The following is a 17,375-nucleotide window of genomic DNA, read 5'->3' on the forward strand; positions in this document are numbered from 1 at the left end:
ATTATTTGTCCTCCATGATTTTTTTGACACCGTTGACAACTTCGCTTACGAGGAATGGCTGTCCCTGAATCTTGTTGATGCGCTCTATGTGCAGATCAGGGAACTTGGCCTGGAGATAGTCGGCAAACATGCCGGTGTTGAGCTCGGCCACGATCACCCGCTTGTAGCCGCGCAGCACTTCGGCTGTGTTGGCGGGCAGCGGATTGATGTAGTTGAAGTGAGCGAATGCCACAGGACGGCCTTCGGCACAGAGTTCGCCGGCGGCAGTGCGCAGATGGCCGTAGGTACCGCCCCAGCCCACAAGAATTGTGTCAGCGCCCTTCGGATCGAGCACTTCGAGCGCAGGGATGTGGTTGGCTATGCGTTCTATCTTCTCGCGGCGGGTCTGCACCATTTTCTCATGGTTGACCGGATCGGTCGAGATAGCGCCGGTGTTATAGTCTTTTTCAAGACCGCCCACACGGTGTGCGGCTCCTTCGGTTCCGGGGATAGCCCAGTAGCGGACCAGATCCTCGTCCTTGCGGGTGTAAGGCTGCCAGGCTTCGTCGATGGCATTTGGAGCCAGCAGCGGAGGATGGATTTCGGGCAGATCTGACGCTTCGGGCACACGCCATGCGCTCGAACCATTGCCGATGAAGGCATCGGTCAGGAGAATCACCGGTGTCATGTGTTCCATTGCTATTCTCGCGGCCTCAAACGCCATAGTAAAGCAGTCGGTCGGAGTCGATGCGGCCACTACTGCCAGAGGCGACTCGCCGTTGCGGCCGTAGAGAGCCTGCATAAGGTCGGTCTGTTCAGTCTTGGTGGGCAGACCGGTGGAGGGACCGCCGCGCTGCACGTCGACAATCACCAGCGGAAGTTCGGCTATCACAGCCAGACCGATGCCTTCGCTCTTGAGAGCAAGACCGGGGCCTGAGGTCGAAGTGACCGCAAGATGGCCTGCGAATGATGCGCCTATGGCCGAGCAGACTCCGGCAATCTCGTCTTCCATCTGCAGAGCCTTCACTCCGAGATCCTTGCGCTTTGCAAGTTCCTGGAGTATGTCGGTGGCGGGAGTGATGGGATAGCTGCCGAGGAAGAGCGGACGCCCGCTCTTTTCAGAGGCTGCGATGAAGCCCCATGCGGTGGCGGTGTTGCCGTTGATGTCCGTATAGACGCCGGGCACAGCCTCTTCGGTCTCGATGCGGTAGGTGCTGACACTGGCGTGGATGTTGTTTCCGTAATTGTAGCCGGCCTCGATAACCTTGGCATTGGCTTCATAGATAGCGGGCTTCTTGGCGAATTTGCCCTTGAGCATACGGAGAGCGCCTTCAAGCGGACGGTCGAAAAGCCAGCAGACAAGACCGAGGGCGAATATGTTGCGGCACTTGAGGATGCTCTTGTTGTCCAGTCCCGACTCGGCCAGCGCGGATTTGGTCATCGAAGTGACGGGCACTTCCACCACCTGGGCCTTGATGTCGAGTTCCTTGAACGGATCGAGAGTCTCGAAAAGCGCCTTTTTGAGATCTGATTCCTTGAATGAGTCGATGTCGACAATCACCACACCGCCAGCCTTGAGAAACTTGATGTTCTGCTTGAGAGCCGCGGGGTTCATGGCGATGAGCACGTCGCAGAGGTCACCCGGAGTGTGCACGTCGACACCTACACTTACCTGAAAGCCCGACACTCCGCTGAGCGATCCCTGCGGAGCTCGAACCTCGGCAGGATAGTCGGGGAAAGTTGACACTTTGTTTCCTAACCCTGCGGAAACATTTGTGAAAATGTTGCCTGCAAGCTGCATGCCGTCACCGGAGTCTCCGGAAAAACGGACCACAACCTTGTCAAGGGTCTTGACATTGGTCTTGTCTAACATAATTAGATTGGTTTGATTAGATGAATGTGGTTATCATGGTTGATTATAAGTTCCTGTTTCAGGGCTTTTCGCCGGTCGTGCCGAATTCGAGCGCCATAGCCGCGCCGCTCTGCGGATCGGAACCGGCCTCGTAGACCACCGTTCCGTTGACCATTGTCATCTCGATCCGCGCCGGCAGAGTCATTCCGGCGAGCGGAGTCCAGCCGCAGCGGCTGATCACCTCCGAATCGCTCACCGCAGTCCGGCATCCGAGAGGATCCACCAGCACCAGATCGGCCCAGTAACCTTCGCGGATATAACCGCGCCCTTTGATGCCGAACAGATCGGCCGGACGGTGACACATCAGTTCCACCACCCGCTCAGGTCCGCAGCCTTCGAGTTGCGGATCTGACGCCACAAGCTCAAGCATGGCGCGCAGCGAAAACTGCACCATAGGCATACCCGACGCGGCAGTCAGCGCATCGCCCTCTTTCTGCGCGGGCAGATGCGGAGCATGGTCAGTGGCAATGGTGTCGATGCAGCCTCCGGGCTGGATAGCGCGCAGCAGCGCTATGCGGTCAGACGGTTCCTTGATAGCCGGATTGCACTTGATGCGCGCGCCGGCTCTCTGAAAATCATTCCGGTCAAAAAGTAGATATTGCGGGCAGGTCTCAGCCGTCACCTTCACTCCCTCGGCCTTGGCTTCGCTGACAAGCTGCAGCTCCTCGGCAGTGGACAAGTGGCAGATGTGCACACGCGCACCCGTTTTCCGGGCAAGTTCTATAGCCTTGCGTGTGGCTTTCACGCAAGCCTCGCGGGGCCTGACATCCGGATGTCTTTCAACCGGAATCGAGCCGCCGCATTCCTCCAGCAGCCTTTCGCGGGCCGCACGGATCGTCGCCTCGTCTTCCGCATGCACGGCTATCAGCGCCGGAGCGGAGGCGAAAAGTTCTTCAAGTGTATTGTTGTCGTCAACAAGCATGTTGCCCGTCGACGATCCGAGAAACAGTTTTATGCCGGCCGTCCGGCTGTAGTCGGCCTTCAGCAGCTCATCGGCATTGTCATTTGTGGCGCCGATAAAAAAGCCGAAGTTTGCAGCCGAGACTTCAGCTGCGCGCCTGATCTTGTCCCCAAGCGCCGCGCAAGTCACAGTGGCAGGCTTCGTATTTGGCATATCGACAACCGAGGTGACACCTCCGGCCACCGCCGCACGGCTTTCCGTGGCCATGTCGCCCTTTTCCGTCAGACCCGGATCGCGGAAATGCACATGCGTGTCAATCACTCCGGGTATCAGCAGTCGCCCTCCGCAGTCAACAGCCCTGTCGGCTGTCTGCTTCAGGCGCATACATTCGGCGCCGTCGGCCGTGCCTTCGCCCACTCGGCCTATCTTCTGCCCGTCAACAAGCACATAGCCTCTGAACCGGCGGCCTTCGTTGGCAATCTCTGCATTATATAATAAGGTGGTAGCCATCTGCAACGCTTGAGTTTAAAATTTATCAGATAGAGGAGGCTTACACTGTCTTGCGTTCATATTTCGTAAACAGACTCGACCATTTCAGCCTCATCACCCCGAAAAATCCCTCGCTGAAGATACCGGAGCTCATTTTCGAAGTTCCGAGCACACGGTTCACAAAGATGATGGGCACTTCCTTGATCCTGAATCCATACTTATAGGCCAGGAATTTCATCTCGATCTGAAATGCATAGCCCTTGAAACGGATACCATCCAGAGGCAAGGTCTCAAGCACCCGGCGGCGGTAGCAGACAAATCCGGCCGTAGCATCGTTGATCGGCATCCCGGTCACAACCCTCACATAGCGCGAGGCGTAGTACGACATCAGCACCCTGCCCATAGGCCAGTTGACCACATTGACACCCGTCACATATCTCGACCCGATGGCCAGATCGGCGCCGTCCCTGGAGCAGGCGTCATAGAGCTTCAGCAGATCGGCGGGATTGTGCGAGAAGTCGGCGTCCATTTCAAACACAAATTCATAGTCCCGCGCCAGAGCCCACTTGAATCCGGCTATATAAGCCGTGCCCAGTCCCTGCTTGCCGGCGCGCTCCACCAGATGCAGGCGTCCGGCATACTTCTTCTGGAGATCTTTCACTATCGCGGCTGTGCCGTCAGGAGAATTATCGTCAATTATCAGCACGTCAAACTCACGTGGCAGTCCGAAGACAGCCTCGATAATCGCAGCCACATTCTCCTTTTCATTATAGGTGGGAATGATGACCACGCTGTCGACAATATTTTTTTCAGAAACCGGTCCGGTCGCCAGTTGCTGGCCGCCTGCCGGCTCTTTCTGTTCCTGCTGCATGATGTCAGGCCTTAGATTTTTATAGATTGGTTAAATTCCAAATTACACTTGTAGATTTCCGTTTAAAAAAAGCTCTGCAATTAAGAATTTTTGCAAATTTAGAAAATAAACTTTGATCCCTCCAACCTTTCCTTCAAAAAAATCCACACCCATGCAATCTTTTTTCACTACCCCTTTCATATCATTTTTAACTGTCAGGGCCAACCATTATCATCCACTCGCCCGCTATTCCGACCAATAATTCTACGATTTCTCCCTTTTAAGCCCTATTTTTCAAAAAAATCGAAAAAACTTTCAAAAACATTTGGTCGATTCAAAAATCCTCTCTACCTTTGCAACGCTTTAAGCGAGAAAGGGCGCTTAGCTCAGCTGGTTCAGAGCGTCTGCCTTACAAGCAGAGGGTCGGGGGTTCGAATCCCTCAGCGCCCACCAACTCAGAAACTTTCTCGCATCTAAAGCAAAACCGGATAGCGCAAGCGGCGCAATCAAAATCCGGGCGCTTAGCTCAGCTGGTTCAGAGCGTCTGCCTTACAAGCAGAGGGTCGGGGGTTCGAATCCCTCAGCGCCCACCAAAGAAACCCACGGTCAGATTCATCACCCCCTTGAATCAGGCCGTTTTTCTTTGCTCCTGGCGGCAAATGTTAAAACAAGACCTTCCCGAATTACAATATTTTACATAAATTCACACGCAAAATCAAAAGCCGAAACCGCCCGACATATTTTATAGTATTTTCACATTGACGTCCAAACACCTGACAAACAATCCGATACAAACCGAAATTAAACTCTGTTTCCCAAAATTCACACTTTTTATCCCGCCCGATTTTTTTCAATCGCCTCAAAATGACTAAATTTGGAAAGTGCTTACGAAAACCGTAAACATCTGTTAATCGTCACTCTAAATGGAACAGACTCTAATCATATTCAAGCCATCAGCAATCGAGCGCGCTCTTGTCGGCAAAGTTCTCTCCCGCTTCGAGCAGAAGGGCCTCACCATTACCGGCATGAAAATGATGCAACTCTCCGAAGAGCTTCTGCACCAGCACTACTCTCACCTCGTCAGCAAACCATTCTTCCCTTTGATACTACATTCGATGACCGCATCGCCCGTCATCGTCATGGTCCTCCAGGGAATCCAAGCCATCTCTGTGGTCCGATCGCTCACAGGCGCCACTAACGGACGCGAAGCTCTTCCCGGAACAATCCGCGGCGACTTCGCAATGTCGAATCAGGAAAACATCATCCACGCATCCTCCTCACCCGAAGATGCCGAAACCGAGATCCGACGCTTCTTCCGCCCCGAAGAACTCTTCCCGCGCACTGCAGCAGCCACCCCATTCATCAATTCAACCGACGAGCTCGGCATCCCGGCCAGTCCCCCGCAGGGAACCGACAGCCAGGATAAAAAAGCATAACCATCAACTCTCCATCTTCTTGCCGGAAAAAATTTTGAATACTCCAATGAAATTACTAAAATTCAATACACTCCTCATCTCACTCCTCGCTTCAGCGGCAGCATTCACCGCACAGGCACAGCTAAAACTCCCCGAATTACACACCAACCAGCACAACTCTCTGATAGCCAACCAGCGGCCATCAGTCAACCCCTTCAAGATCGAAAACAACGACCTTCTCCTAAACCAGATCAAAGCTCGCGAAGCCGCCATTGACAACGAAATCTTCAACTCTTTCTGGAACAGCGAAAGCGTCAACCCCTACGGAACAGCAGTCACAATCCCTGACCATCATGACATCGACGTCTCGGAATTCGTGTCACCTTGTCCCGGCCACATCACATCAAACTACGGCTACCGCTCTCGCTTCGGACGCATGCACTACGGAACTGACCTCAAGCTCCAGGTTGGCGACACCGTCCGCGCAGCATTCTCCGGAAAAATCCGACTCACGAAATATGAAGGACGCGGCTACGGCTACTACGTAGTGATGCGCCACGAAAACGGCCTCGAAACAGTCTACGGCCACCTCAGCCGCTTCCTCGTGAAACCCAACCAATACGTCAAAGCCGGCGACCCCATAGCTCTCGGAGGCAACACAGGCCGTAGCACCGGACCACACCTCCACTTCGAATGCCGCTACCTCGGAATCCCCATCAACCCAGCAGCAATCATCGACTTTGAAAACCAGGTGCCCCACAAAGACATATTCGCCTTCGACAAACGCACCTACGGAAAATCTCAGAAATACGCCCCCGCCAAAAAGCGCAAAGCCAAAACCACAGCATCACACAAACGCAGAACCAAACGAGCCCGCAAATAACCCAGGTCCCAAAAGAACCCTCAGGCCACCACCCTTGACCAGAACACCCTGGCCACCTCAAGCCACACCGGAAGTTTCAGACCATCCGGAGCTACCGGCACTTCAGATCCTCATCGTCTCCTCTTTCTTGGCTAATTTGCAAATATTTTGTAATTTTGCAACCAAACCGGAGACTTTGATGTTTATTTGACACAAAACACATCAAATCGACGGCTCTAACGCAAATCCATCTTACAATTTCTTTATGTCATCTGAGCACTTGCGCGGCATGGGAGTTGCACTCACCACGCCATTTCTCGAAAACGGAGATATCGACTTTCAGACACTTGACGCCCACCTTGATTATCTGGTCGACGGCAAAGCCGACTACATTGTAGCCCTCGGCACAACAGCAGAAACACCGACACTCACCCCCGACGAGAAACACCGCCTCGCGCTCCACATACTCGACCACATCAACCACCGTTGCCCCGTAGTGCTCGGAATCGGCGGAAACTCAACCCGCTCCGTAGTCAACGAACTCCTGACCACAGAGCGCCTCGACGAATTCGACGCAATCCTCTCAGTGGTCCCCTACTACAACAAACCGACCCAGGAAGGCATGTACCGCCATTTCGCCGAAATAGCCAAGGCATCGCCAATCCCCGTAATCCTCTACAACATACCCGGCCGCACAGGAGTCAACATGAACGTTGACACCATCATACGCCTTGCCCGCGAATTCCAGGGCAAAATCATAGGCATCAAAGAAGCAAGCGGCAACATGGAGCAGGCGCAGAACGTAATCACCCGCCGCCCGGAAGGCTTTCTCGTAATCTCAGGCGACGACTCCCTCGCCCATAGCATGATCCGAATCGGCGGCGACGGCGTAATCTCCGTGCTCGGCAACGCCTACCCCGAACGCTTCACCGAAATGATCCACGCGAGCATGACCGACGAAACCCCCGATCACGCCGCCAAACTCCACCAGCAATTCTCAGCCCTCTACTCCCTCCTATTCAAAGACGGCAACCCCGCCGGCATCAAATGCCTGCTCCACATCCTCTTCCCGCGTTACAAAGAAGTCCTCCGCCTCCCCCTTGTCCCCGCCACCGACGAAACCCGCCACGGCCTCGAACGCGAAAAACTCTAAGAGATTGTCTAAAATCTATATCACTTTGCTATTGAAGGCCTTGTCGGTGTCTTTTTACTTATTCTTAGACAATCTCTAAAGATAATTTGCACTTTTTTTATATGGATGACCTGATTATAATAATCGCTTTAATACTTCTCAACGGTGTATTCTCAATGTCGGAGGTCGCCCTTATATCAGCACGAAAATCCAAGCTGTCGGCAGAAGCCAAAGACGGCAATCGTAGTGCCGCCAATGCCTTGAAACTCCAGAGTGAGCCAGATCGGTTCTTATCGACCGTACAGATAGGAATAACACTTATCGGGATTCTTACCGGTTTGTTTTCAGGTGCTACAATAGCAACGGAAGCAGGCAATTATTTGACATCAATAGGTCTCGCCCCAAAAATGGCGATGAATATTGCGAAATTTGTCATTGTCGCGATAGTAACTTATCTGTCGATAGTTGTTGGTGAACTTGTGCCGAAACGAATCGGCATGGGACATGCTGACGGGATTGCCAAACTGGCGGCGGGTCCAATGAGACTGCTTTCTCTAATAACATATCCCATTGTATGGCTGCTGTCTGCGTCAACATCGGCCATTGTCAAGATTTTCAAACTTGGAAACAATACATCAAAAGTAACTGAGGAAGAAATCAAATCTTTGATTCAGGAAGGCATAGATTCCGGAGAAGTGCGTGAGGTTGAACAGGACATCATGGAGCGAGCATTAGTTATGGGTGACAGCCGTATCGGCGCGATTATGACCAGTCGTAAAGAAGTGGCGACTCTGACTATTGATATGGATGAAGAGAGCATCCGGAAAGTATTATGCGATGACCTTCATTCCTCATATCCCGTTTTCGACAGAGATAAAGAAGACATCTGTGGTGTTATATCTCTTAAAAGTCTCGTGCTGTCGCTCGGCAAGCCCGACTTCAATATCGAAAAAGCGATTATACCTCCTATGTGTCTTCCTGAGTCCATGACGGTATATGACGCGCTCGAAACGTTCAAAACCACCGACAACCACTTTGCTCTTGTTTACGATGAGTTCGGTAGCTTCCAAGGCATTATAACACTCCGCGACATACTCGACGGTCTTGTTGGCAATATCGCCCAGTCCGGAGAAGGGCCTATGATTGTGAAGCGTCCGGATGTGGACGAATGGCTCGTTGACGGGCAGTGCCCCATATATGATTTTCTTGCATATTTTGACTGTGAGGAGCTGTACAAACCGGCAGGATATACGACAATCGGAGGTCTGATAATGGAGACTCTGCGCAAAGTACCCACTGAGGGCGACACAATAAAATGGCATTCTTTCAAAATTGAAGTCGCGGACATGGACCGTGTTCGCATCGACAAGGTCGCGGTGTCCCGTCTTACTGCCGGCAACCTATAATCATGTCCGGACGAAAGATTCCGTTTTTTATACAAGCCCTTCATAACACTTCAGCCGTACGGTTCTTATGAAGTGCCTATACCGAACTCACGTTAAATAGGAGTATTCCATTTGTGAAAAATTTTGAGTTACCTGAGCCTTGGTGTCTCTTTTGCTAAATTGTTGAAGCTCGTCAGTCGCATAGCTCGCTATGCCTCTTCCTCACTTGCAACAATTTATCTAAAAGATACACCACTCAGATTTTAACTCTTGTTATGAAACACCCTCTTATAGTTCATTACACCCGAACGATTGGTCCGAAAAGTCATAACTCGCCATCTGTCAAATGAAGTGCTTCAAGAAATCGGCACACTGTTGCTTCATCGCCGGAATATTTGCCTTTGTCTTCGCTTAACTTACATGTGCTGCAATAGAATGTCCATGATTCGGTAATCTTCACCGCGACAAGTTTGATGACTATGTTACGTGGTCTGACATCCTCGAAATCATTGGTAAAATGAGTGCCAATGCCAAATGATGGTATGCACTTGTCTTCGGCATATCTCTGTATCTCGATTGCTTTATCAACATTCAAGCCGTTACTGAACACAATCTGCTTGGTGCGTGGATCAATGTTAAGACTCCTGTATTTTTCGACAATGAGATCGAGTTCATGGCAGTTATCGCCGCTGTCCACTCTCAGCCCCTTGAACATATTGGCATAATCCTCAGAGAAATTAAGGCTGAAAATCCGCCAGCCATAGGTGTCGTAAAGGAATGTGCCCAACGCACCCCGATATGTAGATGCCCATGTTTTCATGGCAAGATAATTTGCCATCTGCGGACCATACATTCCGGCAATGGCACATATAAGTTCATGGGCCATCGTCCCTATTGGCACGAGATCATATTTCATGGCGAAATACACATTGCTGGTGCCTATGAATCTTCCGGGGCCAGACATTGTGTCCTGACAATCTTTCATTGCCTTGACCACCGTGTCCTGAGCCTGAAATGATGCTCGGCGGCGGGTGCCGAAATCACTGAACGTGCAACCGGCCTCAATCAGTCTCCGTGCTTTGTCATGCGATTTTCGGTAGTATCCTTCATAATCGAGTTTCTCTGCTTCTCCCGTCATTATATAATACAGTTCCGAGATGATTGCGAGGACTTTCACTTCGAGAAGTATTGTGTTGCTCCAACAGCCTTCGAACTCTATGTCAAGATGTCCGTTTTCATCTTGATTTATCCTTACCCATTTGCTGTCATACCGAAATCCTTTGAGATAGCTGCAAAACCAAGCGGGGATATAGCTGCATTTTTCTTGCAAAAACGCAATTTCCTCTTCGGTGATTATCACGTCTTCAAGCATTTGTATCTGACGAAGGAGCTCATCGGCAAAGCCATCAGGATAAACGGTATTGTCCCGGTCATTAAATTTGTAACGTACCTGTGTGCGTGGGAAGTTTTCAATTACCGCGCAGCACATTGTGAACTTATACAAGTCGTCATCAGTAAAATGTCGTATTATCTGGCGCATATAATTTATTTTTGGAGATTAGCATATCTTTATGCAATTGTTTATTGCAAATATAACAATCCGGAACAGAAAAACGCGACACTAAGAGGGTGGAAGATTTAATTTTTGTTAATTCATAGTACTATGTATTGCATAGTACTTTGCCAATCCCTACCTTTGCAACGTCCGAGAGACAAAACCGGTAGTCACTCCGACAGAAAAACATCCAAAAATCATGAACATAGACAATCTGAAATCCCAGATGCGCAAAGGAATGCTGGAATTCTGCGTACTGCTCATACTCCGGCGCGGCGACGCCTACGCCTCCGAGATGATAGCCCGGCTAAAAGAAGCGCATCTAATCGTAATGGAAGGCACTCTCTATCCGCTGCTGACCCGCCTCAAAAATGACGGACTCCTCGCCTACCGATGGGAAGAATCCCTCCAGGGGCCGCCGAGGAAATACTACTCCATAACCCCGCTTGGGCTCGAATTCCTCGGACAGCTCCAGGCCTCCTGGGACGAGATCAGCAACTCCGTCAACCTCCTCCTCGCAAACCCTCCTATTATAACACCCATCACACCCAACCCTCTCAGACTCAAAGACTGACATGAAAAAGAGCTTCCCCGCCAACATAAACGGCAAAATCTTCTACATCGACGAAGACGCCTACACTCTCCTCCTCGACTACCTCTCCCAGCTCCGGGCCACTTTCGCCGACAACGAAGCCGACGAGATAGTCAACGACATCGAACAGCGCATCTCCGAACACTTCGAAGAACGCATTGCCCGCGGAGCCAACGTAATCGTCATTGACGACGTCAACCGCGTCATCGAGACAATGGGCCGTCCCGAAGAACTCTCCGAAGAAGACCCTGACAGCACCTCCCGCCACAGCAGCGAACCGACCGGCGCCACCCCTCCCGACCCCAAAGCAGCCCCACAGAGCCGCCACAGCACCGGTCAGGCCACACCGCCCCCGCCGCCAATCCACAAACGGCTCTACCGCGACGTGCGCCATAAAGTGTTCGGAGGTGTCATAGCCGGCCTCGCGCAGTATCTCGGCTGGGACGTAACCGTCATGCGCATCCTCGCCACCATCCTCACCGTCTGCACCTATTTCTGGCCCTGCGTAATAGTCTACATGGTGGCATGGATGATCATCCCCGTGGCCCACACCCCGCGTCAGATCCTCGAAATGCAAGGCCAGCCCGTCACACTTGACAACATAGGCCAGACCGTGATCAACAACTCCACACCCCCCGCAGCCCCCGTGCCTGACGAAAACTCATCGTCATTCGCCACCTTCATCAACACCTTCTTCTCCATAGCCGCCAAATTCATCCTCGGATTCTTCGGAATGGTCTGCGCCATAGTAGCCTTCGTGATGCTCTGCCTCATCCTCTCGCTCGTAGCAGGCATAATAGTCTACTCCGTCACCGGCAACCCCAACATCCTCGACGGACTCGACATATTCTCCGAAAACTCACCCGTCACCACCGCCTGGGCCTTCATCTGCCTCTTCTTCTCCATCATGCTCCCCTTCATACTGATAGCCCGCTACGCTGCCGTCCCGCTCCTGCGCTTCAAAGTACCCTCGGCAGCAACGCTCATCACCGCCATCATCATCGAACTGCTCTTCATCACCGCCACAGTGGTCCTCTACAACATAGCCTACAACTTCGACAGCGCCGGCACCGTCTTCGCCGTCGTGCAGACCACCGGCAGCCTCGGAGCCGACCCGATCCACAGCCTGCTCCCCTTCGCCGCCGCCATACCCGCCAGCATGCTCCTCGCCCCCTCCATATCAGCCTGATCCATCAGCCTGTAGGCCCGTTCTCCTCTCTCCTCTCCCACCTTCAACCCGCACCCGCCTGAGAAGTTTCCTGCAAAATCAGCGCAAAAAGATTTGCTTCTTACAAAAACATTTCCTATATTCGCGCTAACGGCAAACCAACCGAAGCCCCGAATGTTATGGAACTGATCAATCAATTCCTCGACCACCTCAGCCACGAGCTCAACTACTCGACGCTGACAGTCAGTGCCTACCGCACCGACCTCATGGCGTGGGCCGATTTTGCCACGGCAGGCCGTCCCGAACTCCTGCACCCGCTTGACGTCACCACCTCGGATCTGCGCCAGTGGATCGGCTCTCTGGGCCGCGAAGGCCGCTCGCCCCGCACCATCCGCCGCAAGGCTTCATCGCTGCGATCATTTTTCCGCTTTCTGATGTGTCACCACGGGCTCAAATCAAACCCCGCATCGGCTCTTACACTCGCCAAAATACCCAAAGACCTTCCGGTCTACATACGCCCCGACGACACAGCCCGCGTTCTTGACGACGCCCCGACCGACACCTTCGCCGAACTCCGCGACCGTCTGATCATAGACCTGCTCTACTCCACCGGCATCCGCTGCTCTGAGCTGACAGGCCTGCTCGACCGCGCCACCGACACCTCCAGAGGTGAACTAAAAGTGCTCGGAAAGCGTAATAAGGAGAGAATAATCCCGATCGGGCCCGAACTCTGCCAGGCAATAGAAGACTATCGGTTGACGCGCGACTCCTCTCCGGCCACCGCCATCTCTCCGGCCGACCCGACAGCACCGCTCCTGGTCCGCGACGACGGACTTCCGCTCTACCGGAAATTTGTCTACAACGTGGTCCACCGCACCCTCTCCGAAGAGGGAGTCCATGCCAGCCGGCTGAGCCCCCACGTGCTGCGCCACTCCTTTGCCACTGACATGCTCAACTCCGGAGCGCCTCTCACCTCAGTCCAGACCCTGCTCGGACACCAGTCTCTGACATCTACACAGGTCTACACCCATGTGACCTACAGTGAACTTAAACATAATTACCAACTCGCACATCCGCGTGCATTAAAAAAAGGAGGAAAAAATGGAAACTAACATCAAAGCCATCCACTTCGACATCAGCGAAAAACTGACCTCTTTCATCAACAAGAAAATCGAGAAGCTGACCCGCCGTTATCCCGAAGTGATGAGCGCCGAGGTTTCGCTTCGTGTGGTAAAACCCGAAACAGCCCTCAATAAACAGGCCATCGTCAGCCTGAGCGTACCCCAGGAACGCGAACAGGTAGCCGACAAGACCGCCGACACTTTTGAAGAAGCCATTGACCTCTGTCTCGAAGCCCTCGACCGTCAGCTCGAAAAAATCAAAAACAAGAAATAAAACAATCGTCCCCGGATGCCTGGCAGCATAGCATAGGGGATACACTGAAATCATAACGCCTCCGGATGCCTGGGTTTTCCGCATCCGGAGGCGTTTTTTTGGGCCAGCAGCAAAACCCGGCTGAAACGTAAAAAAACTATCCGAATGTGAAATGATTTAGGCACAGCGGATTCCGGGTGCCGCGAATTCCGAGACCATCCGGAACGGTAAATCGGTGTCCTCAACCGGACACCACATTGGTTTTAATGTCTTCTCCCCGACACCTACGCGCAATGCGCTACGGTGTCGGGGGCTATGAGTAAATCGGTGTCCTGCCGGACACCCGCCGACCACGGCCAAGACGAAACCCGCATTGCCGGAAACCCGACATCAACAGCCCGGACGGAACACATCTCGTCTGACATGGGAACTATCCGGATCACGCTGCGCGTACTGAGGCCGGATGGTGATGTCCGACAGGACATCGGTTTACTCATAGCCCGTGACACCGAAGCGCACAGCGCGAAGGTGTCACGGGGTTGCCGTCTTCCCCTGCATATGGTGTCCGGTCGAGGACACCGATTTACCGCTCCGGACGGGGGCTCTCCGCATTATCGCACTCCCGGCGGATGTTTTAAATTCTTTTTCAACAACCATTTTTACCATTTCCCCCTGACCTGACGGCCCTGACAATAGCCTCGGTGGCCGGGGTAGAGAAGGTGCATGGATAGCTCTGAAGTCCTCTCACGGCTTTCAGCCCCTTCTGATGATAGCGCCATACTGACAGCCGTGAGGCCCAGCCAAGCAGAGGATGGCGGTCAAGAAAAGCATTGACCCGGCGCTTGAACAAAACGGAAGGCTTGTCGGCAGGCGCCGAAACCACACGTCTGATCAGAGCCTCGGACTCAGACTCCGGCATCCCGGCGCACTCCGAAAGCAGAAGTGTGAGCCCGCGGACAAAGCCGTCGAACTCCGGCCGGTATTCCGGCGAATTCTTGATCACCGATGACGGCACGGTGATCTGCGCCGCAGAATTGCGTATCTGCTCGCGGGCACTGTAGAAGCAAGGCAAGGTGGCATAGCAGCCGTGGATCAGCATCGAGTTATGAAAAAACTCCTCTGCGAGATACAAATTGCAGAAACGCGGCTCCCCCTTGTCGAAACAATATTGATAGGTGCGGATGAAAGCATCGGTCCTCACCACCCCGTAGAGCACCGAAGCATACATTCCGAACTGACCGGTTAGTCGCTCCACAGCGCTGTCACCGTCCACACGGCTGTCGAAACTGCGGATATAGCGGGGAGTGAAGCGCACGCCGTCACCGCAGGGGGTGAAGGTCAGATAGTGGCCCTGCGCGCAGCTGTATGACGGATTCCGGTCAAGAAACTCCGCAATCTCACAGACCGCTTCGGGCACTATGAAGTCATCGTCGGCACAGTAAAACACATAGCGCGTGCTGATCATGGGCAGTATCTCCCTTATCTTAAGCAGGAAATGCAGACCCGGACGGTGGAGATAGACCACCTGTTCCGGATCCATACGCCCGGTAAACAAAGCGTCTGACGAGTCGGGGACAATCACCCGCAGGCCTGTGCCTCTGTAATAATCGAGCAGGCGCTGCAGACGCTCCGGCCGGTTGTGGGCCGGGATTATCACCGTGACATTCTCAAGTATATCCATATCCTTTCAGAGTTATTGCAAATAGATTTTTTCAGAGTTTCAGGCGCCCTTTGGTCAGATAGCCTATGCTCTCGCGGAACACTACGGATTTCAGCCTCCACATCAGCAGACCGTAGAGCGCGGCGGCCATGAAGATCTTGGCAAGAAGCGAGACAATGGCGCTTTCGATCCGTGCGGTAGCAGCTACCGTGACGGCCATGACGGCAAGTGACACAGCTATGTAGGGCATCATGCTCTTAAGCACCCCGGAGAGGCGCAGCCCGATGTGTCGGGCCGCAAAATAGTGCCAGACAAAAAGCCAGCATACATTGACTCCGGCATAGACCTCAAGCATCACCGTCAGCCCGTAGGGGTAACTGAGCATCACACAGAGAAGCTGCATGAGCCCCAGCGAGATAGTGTTCCACATATATATGTTCGGACGGCCAATGCTGTTGAAGAGGTTGCCGTAGAGAGTAGCCACAGGCATGAATGCGCCCCAGACACAAAGAATCTGCATCACCGGCACACACGGAAGCCACTTGGCCGTCACGCTCAGCACAATCAGTTCTCTGGCCACGATTGCCAGGCCGAACATGGCCGGAAAGCAGACAAAGGAGGTGAAACGGAGCATTTTGAGAAACACCCGGCAGAGGCGCTCACGCTCTTCGGATGCCTCGCGAAACACCGGCTGGGCCACACTGTTGAGCATTCCGGAGATGGTCGAATAGCCCATAGTGGTCCACTTGCTGCCCTGCGTATAATAACCCGTGGGCTGCATTCCGTAGAAGCGGCCCAGCAGCACGGAGAAGAAATTGTTGTTGATGTGGGTGAAGAGCGAGGTCATCAGCTGCCGGGTGCTGAACGGTAGCATCTCGCGCAGCGGGGCCATGCGGAACGATAGCGTGGGATGCCAGGGCGAACGCAGCCACAGCAGCAGCGCGTTGCAGCCTGAATAGGTGACCGTCTGGGCCGCTATGCCCCAGTAGCCGCATCCGAACGCGGCGCAGGTGACACCGACGGTGCCGGAGAGAAGTATGGCGCAGATCTGTATCTGGCTGCGGAGCTTGACATTGAGACTGCGGAAGAAGTAGGCCGACGGCGCGGTGGCTATTCCTCCGAAAAGGAAGCCCAGGAAGAGAAAGCGCGAGAGCCACACCATTTCGGGCTGATTATAGAAGCGGGCTATCAGCGGGGCAAGCGCGAAAAGCAGCCCGTAGAGGCCGAGTCCGGCCACAATGTTGAACCAGAACACGGCGTTGTAGTCGTCATGGCCGATGTTTTTCCTGTTGACTATAGCCAGAGTGAAGCCGCTTTCGGCAAAGAGTCCGGCCATAGCCGAGAATATGGTCAGCGCCCCGACCACACCGTAGTCGGCCGGAGAGAGAAGTCTTGACAGGAATATGCCGAAAAGCAGATTGAGCAGCTGCATGGTGCCGCTGCCTATTCCGCCCCAGAGAAGCCCCTTGGCGGTTTTCTGTTTGAGTCCGCTGTCTGACATTCGGTTGATGTGATTGTTGGATTGGTTCAGTTTGGTTTTGGTCGACTGTTGTTTCCCAGAGCTGGGAGAGGGATTCAGACCTGCCGCGAGGTCAGCCAAGGCTGTCGAGAAGCTGCACGGCGGTCAGTCCGAGGAGCGGATGGCGCCACGACGGATCGAGTTGCGACAGAGGCCGGAGCACAAAGTAGCGCTCATGCATGCGGGGATGCGGGATGATGAGCTCCGGAAGCGAGACCACAACTGAACCTACGGCTATCAGATCGATGTCTATGGCGCGGTCAATGTAGCGGCCCTCGCTGTCGCGGTGGGGCGAGGGGTCGATTCCGCACTCAATCTCTCTGAGACGCCTCAGCAGACCTATGGCAAATGCTTCCATGTCGGTGCTGTCAGGCAGGGAGACCACGGTCATGAGACCAAGGTTCAGAAAGGTATTGTCTGACTCGAAGCCCCAGGGTTCGGTCTCGATGATATCCGAGCGGAGCACCTCTCCGCCCAGGGCGGAAGAAACGGCGGCTGCCGCGCGCTCGATCAGAGCGTGGCGGCAGCCGCTGTTTGAGCCTATGTTGATATGGATATTGTGCGTCATAGAGCTGCGGCACT

At 53.5% G+C, this 17,375-nt stretch carries 15 protein-coding genes and 2 tRNA genes; 10 read left to right on the forward strand and 7 right to left on the reverse strand.

What is annotated here, in order from left to right:
• Position 1 precedes the first annotated feature (1 nt).
• Genes FDZ78_RS05945 through FDZ78_RS05955 form a run of 3 tightly spaced genes read right to left on the reverse strand, consistent with a single transcriptional unit; the run spans position 2 to position 4,152 of the window.
• The gene (locus FDZ78_RS05945) at positions 2 to 1,852 is read right to left on the reverse strand and encodes a 2-oxoacid:acceptor oxidoreductase subunit alpha (RefSeq protein WP_123611070.1); all 1,851 of its coding nucleotides are present in this window, start codon (positions 1,850 to 1,852) and stop codon (positions 2 to 4) included.
• Between the two features lie 58 nt (positions 1,853 to 1,910).
• Positions 1,911 to 3,302, reverse strand: a complete 1,392-nt coding sequence (locus tag FDZ78_RS05950) for a dihydroorotase (protein ID WP_136408220.1) — start codon at positions 3,300 to 3,302, stop codon at positions 1,911 to 1,913.
• 40 nt (positions 3,303 to 3,342) lie between these two features.
• Entirely contained in the window at positions 3,343 to 4,152 is an 810-nt protein-coding gene (locus FDZ78_RS05955) for a polyprenol monophosphomannose synthase (RefSeq protein WP_136408221.1), read from the reverse strand.
• Between the two features lie 354 nt (positions 4,153 to 4,506).
• On the opposite strand from FDZ78_RS05955, the gene FDZ78_RS05960 reads away from it, so the two are divergent.
• From FDZ78_RS05960 to FDZ78_RS05985, 6 genes are all read left to right on the forward strand, one after another.
• Positions 4,507 to 4,584: transfer RNA gene (locus FDZ78_RS05960), tRNA-Val, on the forward strand.
• Between the two features lie 62 nt (positions 4,585 to 4,646).
• Positions 4,647 to 4,724 (forward strand) — tRNA-Val (locus FDZ78_RS05965).
• Positions 4,725 to 5,054: 330 nt separating this feature from the next.
• Entirely contained in the window at positions 5,055 to 5,567 is a 513-nt protein-coding gene (ndk, locus tag FDZ78_RS05970; RefSeq protein ID WP_107032462.1) for a nucleoside-diphosphate kinase, read from the forward strand.
• A 46-nt stretch (positions 5,568 to 5,613) separates the two neighbouring features.
• Positions 5,614 to 6,429 (forward strand): M23 family metallopeptidase, encoded by an 816-nt coding sequence (locus FDZ78_RS05975; protein WP_136408222.1) that lies wholly within the window; start codon positions 5,614 to 5,616, stop codon positions 6,427 to 6,429.
• 244 nt (positions 6,430 to 6,673) lie between these two features.
• Positions 6,674 to 7,561: a 4-hydroxy-tetrahydrodipicolinate synthase gene (gene dapA, locus FDZ78_RS05980; protein WP_240743526.1), complete on the forward strand. Its 888-nt coding sequence runs from the start codon at positions 6,674 to 6,676 to the stop codon at positions 7,559 to 7,561.
• A gap of 101 nt (positions 7,562 to 7,662) precedes the next feature.
• Entirely contained in the window at positions 7,663 to 8,946 is a 1,284-nt protein-coding gene (locus FDZ78_RS05985; RefSeq protein WP_107032460.1) for a hemolysin family protein, read from the forward strand.
• A gap of 304 nt (positions 8,947 to 9,250) precedes the next feature.
• Here FDZ78_RS05985 and pncB read toward each other — a convergent pair whose 3' ends face one another.
• Complete coding sequence (gene pncB, locus FDZ78_RS05990; protein WP_123397872.1) at positions 9,251 to 10,465, reverse strand: nicotinate phosphoribosyltransferase; 1,215 nt, start codon at positions 10,463 to 10,465, stop codon at positions 9,251 to 9,253.
• 214 nt (positions 10,466 to 10,679) lie between these two features.
• Between pncB and FDZ78_RS05995 the strand changes: the two genes are divergently transcribed.
• From FDZ78_RS05995 to hpf, 4 genes are all read left to right on the forward strand, one after another.
• Complete coding sequence (locus FDZ78_RS05995) at positions 10,680 to 11,054, forward strand: PadR family transcriptional regulator (protein ID WP_107032458.1); 375 nt, start codon at positions 10,680 to 10,682, stop codon at positions 11,052 to 11,054.
• Position 11,055: 1 nt separating this feature from the next.
• Positions 11,056 to 12,261: a PspC domain-containing protein gene (locus FDZ78_RS06000; RefSeq protein WP_123397871.1), complete on the forward strand. Its 1,206-nt coding sequence runs from the start codon at positions 11,056 to 11,058 to the stop codon at positions 12,259 to 12,261.
• 158 nt (positions 12,262 to 12,419) lie between these two features.
• The gene (locus tag FDZ78_RS06005; RefSeq protein WP_123397870.1) at positions 12,420 to 13,352 is read left to right on the forward strand and encodes a tyrosine-type recombinase/integrase; all 933 of its coding nucleotides are present in this window, start codon (positions 12,420 to 12,422) and stop codon (positions 13,350 to 13,352) included.
• A complete protein-coding gene (gene hpf, locus FDZ78_RS06010) occupies positions 13,342 to 13,635 on the forward strand; it encodes a ribosome hibernation-promoting factor, HPF/YfiA family (protein ID WP_107032455.1) in 294 nt (97 codons plus the stop codon). Before FDZ78_RS06005 ends, hpf begins: the two co-directional genes overlap by 11 nt.
• A 625-nt stretch (positions 13,636 to 14,260) precedes the next feature.
• On the opposite strand, the gene FDZ78_RS06015 is transcribed toward hpf, so the two are convergent.
• The 3 genes from FDZ78_RS06015 to folK form a co-directional block, all read right to left on the reverse strand.
• On the reverse strand, positions 14,261 to 15,295 hold the full coding sequence (locus FDZ78_RS06015) for a TIGR00180 family glycosyltransferase (protein WP_136408223.1): 1,035 nt from the start codon (positions 15,293 to 15,295) through the stop codon (positions 14,261 to 14,263).
• 31 nt (positions 15,296 to 15,326) lie between these two features.
• Positions 15,327 to 16,775 (reverse strand): lipopolysaccharide biosynthesis protein, encoded by a 1,449-nt coding sequence (locus tag FDZ78_RS06020; RefSeq protein WP_136409156.1) that lies wholly within the window; start codon positions 16,773 to 16,775, stop codon positions 15,327 to 15,329.
• A gap of 91 nt (positions 16,776 to 16,866) precedes the next feature.
• Positions 16,867 to 17,361 carry a 2-amino-4-hydroxy-6-hydroxymethyldihydropteridine diphosphokinase gene (gene folK / locus FDZ78_RS06025; RefSeq protein ID WP_136408224.1) on the reverse strand — a complete coding sequence of 165 codons (495 nt, stop codon included), beginning with the start codon at positions 17,359 to 17,361 and terminating at the stop codon, positions 16,867 to 16,869.
• Positions 17,362 to 17,375 lie beyond the last annotated feature (14 nt).

Source organism: Duncaniella sp. B8 (assembly GCF_005304985.1).
Classification (GTDB): domain Bacteria; phylum Bacteroidota; class Bacteroidia; order Bacteroidales; family Muribaculaceae; genus Duncaniella; species Duncaniella muris.

Coding starts and splice junctions, on each gene's coding strand:
- FDZ78_RS05945 (WP_123611070.1), bottom strand. CDS start 1,852: ATGTTAGACAAGACCAATGTCAAGACCCTTGACAAGGTTGTGGTCCGT.
- FDZ78_RS05950 (WP_136408220.1), bottom strand. CDS start 3,302: ATGGCTACCACCTTATTATATAATGCAGAGATTGCCAACGAAGGCCGC.
- FDZ78_RS05955 (WP_136408221.1), bottom strand. CDS start 4,152: ATGCAGCAGGAACAGAAAGAGCCGGCAGGCGGCCAGCAACTGGCGACC.
- ndk (WP_107032462.1), top strand. CDS start 5,055: ATGGAACAGACTCTAATCATATTCAAGCCATCAGCAATCGAGCGCGCT.
- FDZ78_RS05975 (WP_136408222.1), top strand. CDS start 5,614: ATGAAATTACTAAAATTCAATACACTCCTCATCTCACTCCTCGCTTCA.
- dapA (WP_240743526.1), top strand. CDS start 6,674: ATGTCATCTGAGCACTTGCGCGGCATGGGAGTTGCACTCACCACGCCA.
- FDZ78_RS05985 (WP_107032460.1), top strand. CDS start 7,663: ATGGATGACCTGATTATAATAATCGCTTTAATACTTCTCAACGGTGTA.
- pncB (WP_123397872.1), bottom strand. CDS start 10,465: ATGCGCCAGATAATACGACATTTTACTGATGACGACTTGTATAAGTTC.
- FDZ78_RS05995 (WP_107032458.1), top strand. CDS start 10,680: ATGAACATAGACAATCTGAAATCCCAGATGCGCAAAGGAATGCTGGAA.
- FDZ78_RS06000 (WP_123397871.1), top strand. CDS start 11,056: ATGAAAAAGAGCTTCCCCGCCAACATAAACGGCAAAATCTTCTACATC.
- FDZ78_RS06005 (WP_123397870.1), top strand. CDS start 12,420: ATGGAACTGATCAATCAATTCCTCGACCACCTCAGCCACGAGCTCAAC.
- hpf (WP_107032455.1), top strand. CDS start 13,342: ATGGAAACTAACATCAAAGCCATCCACTTCGACATCAGCGAAAAACTG.
- FDZ78_RS06015 (WP_136408223.1), bottom strand. CDS start 15,295: ATGGATATACTTGAGAATGTCACGGTGATAATCCCGGCCCACAACCGG.
- FDZ78_RS06020 (WP_136409156.1), bottom strand. CDS start 16,775: ATGTCAGACAGCGGACTCAAACAGAAAACCGCCAAGGGGCTTCTCTGG.
- folK (WP_136408224.1), bottom strand. CDS start 17,361: ATGACGCACAATATCCATATCAACATAGGCTCAAACAGCGGCTGCCGC.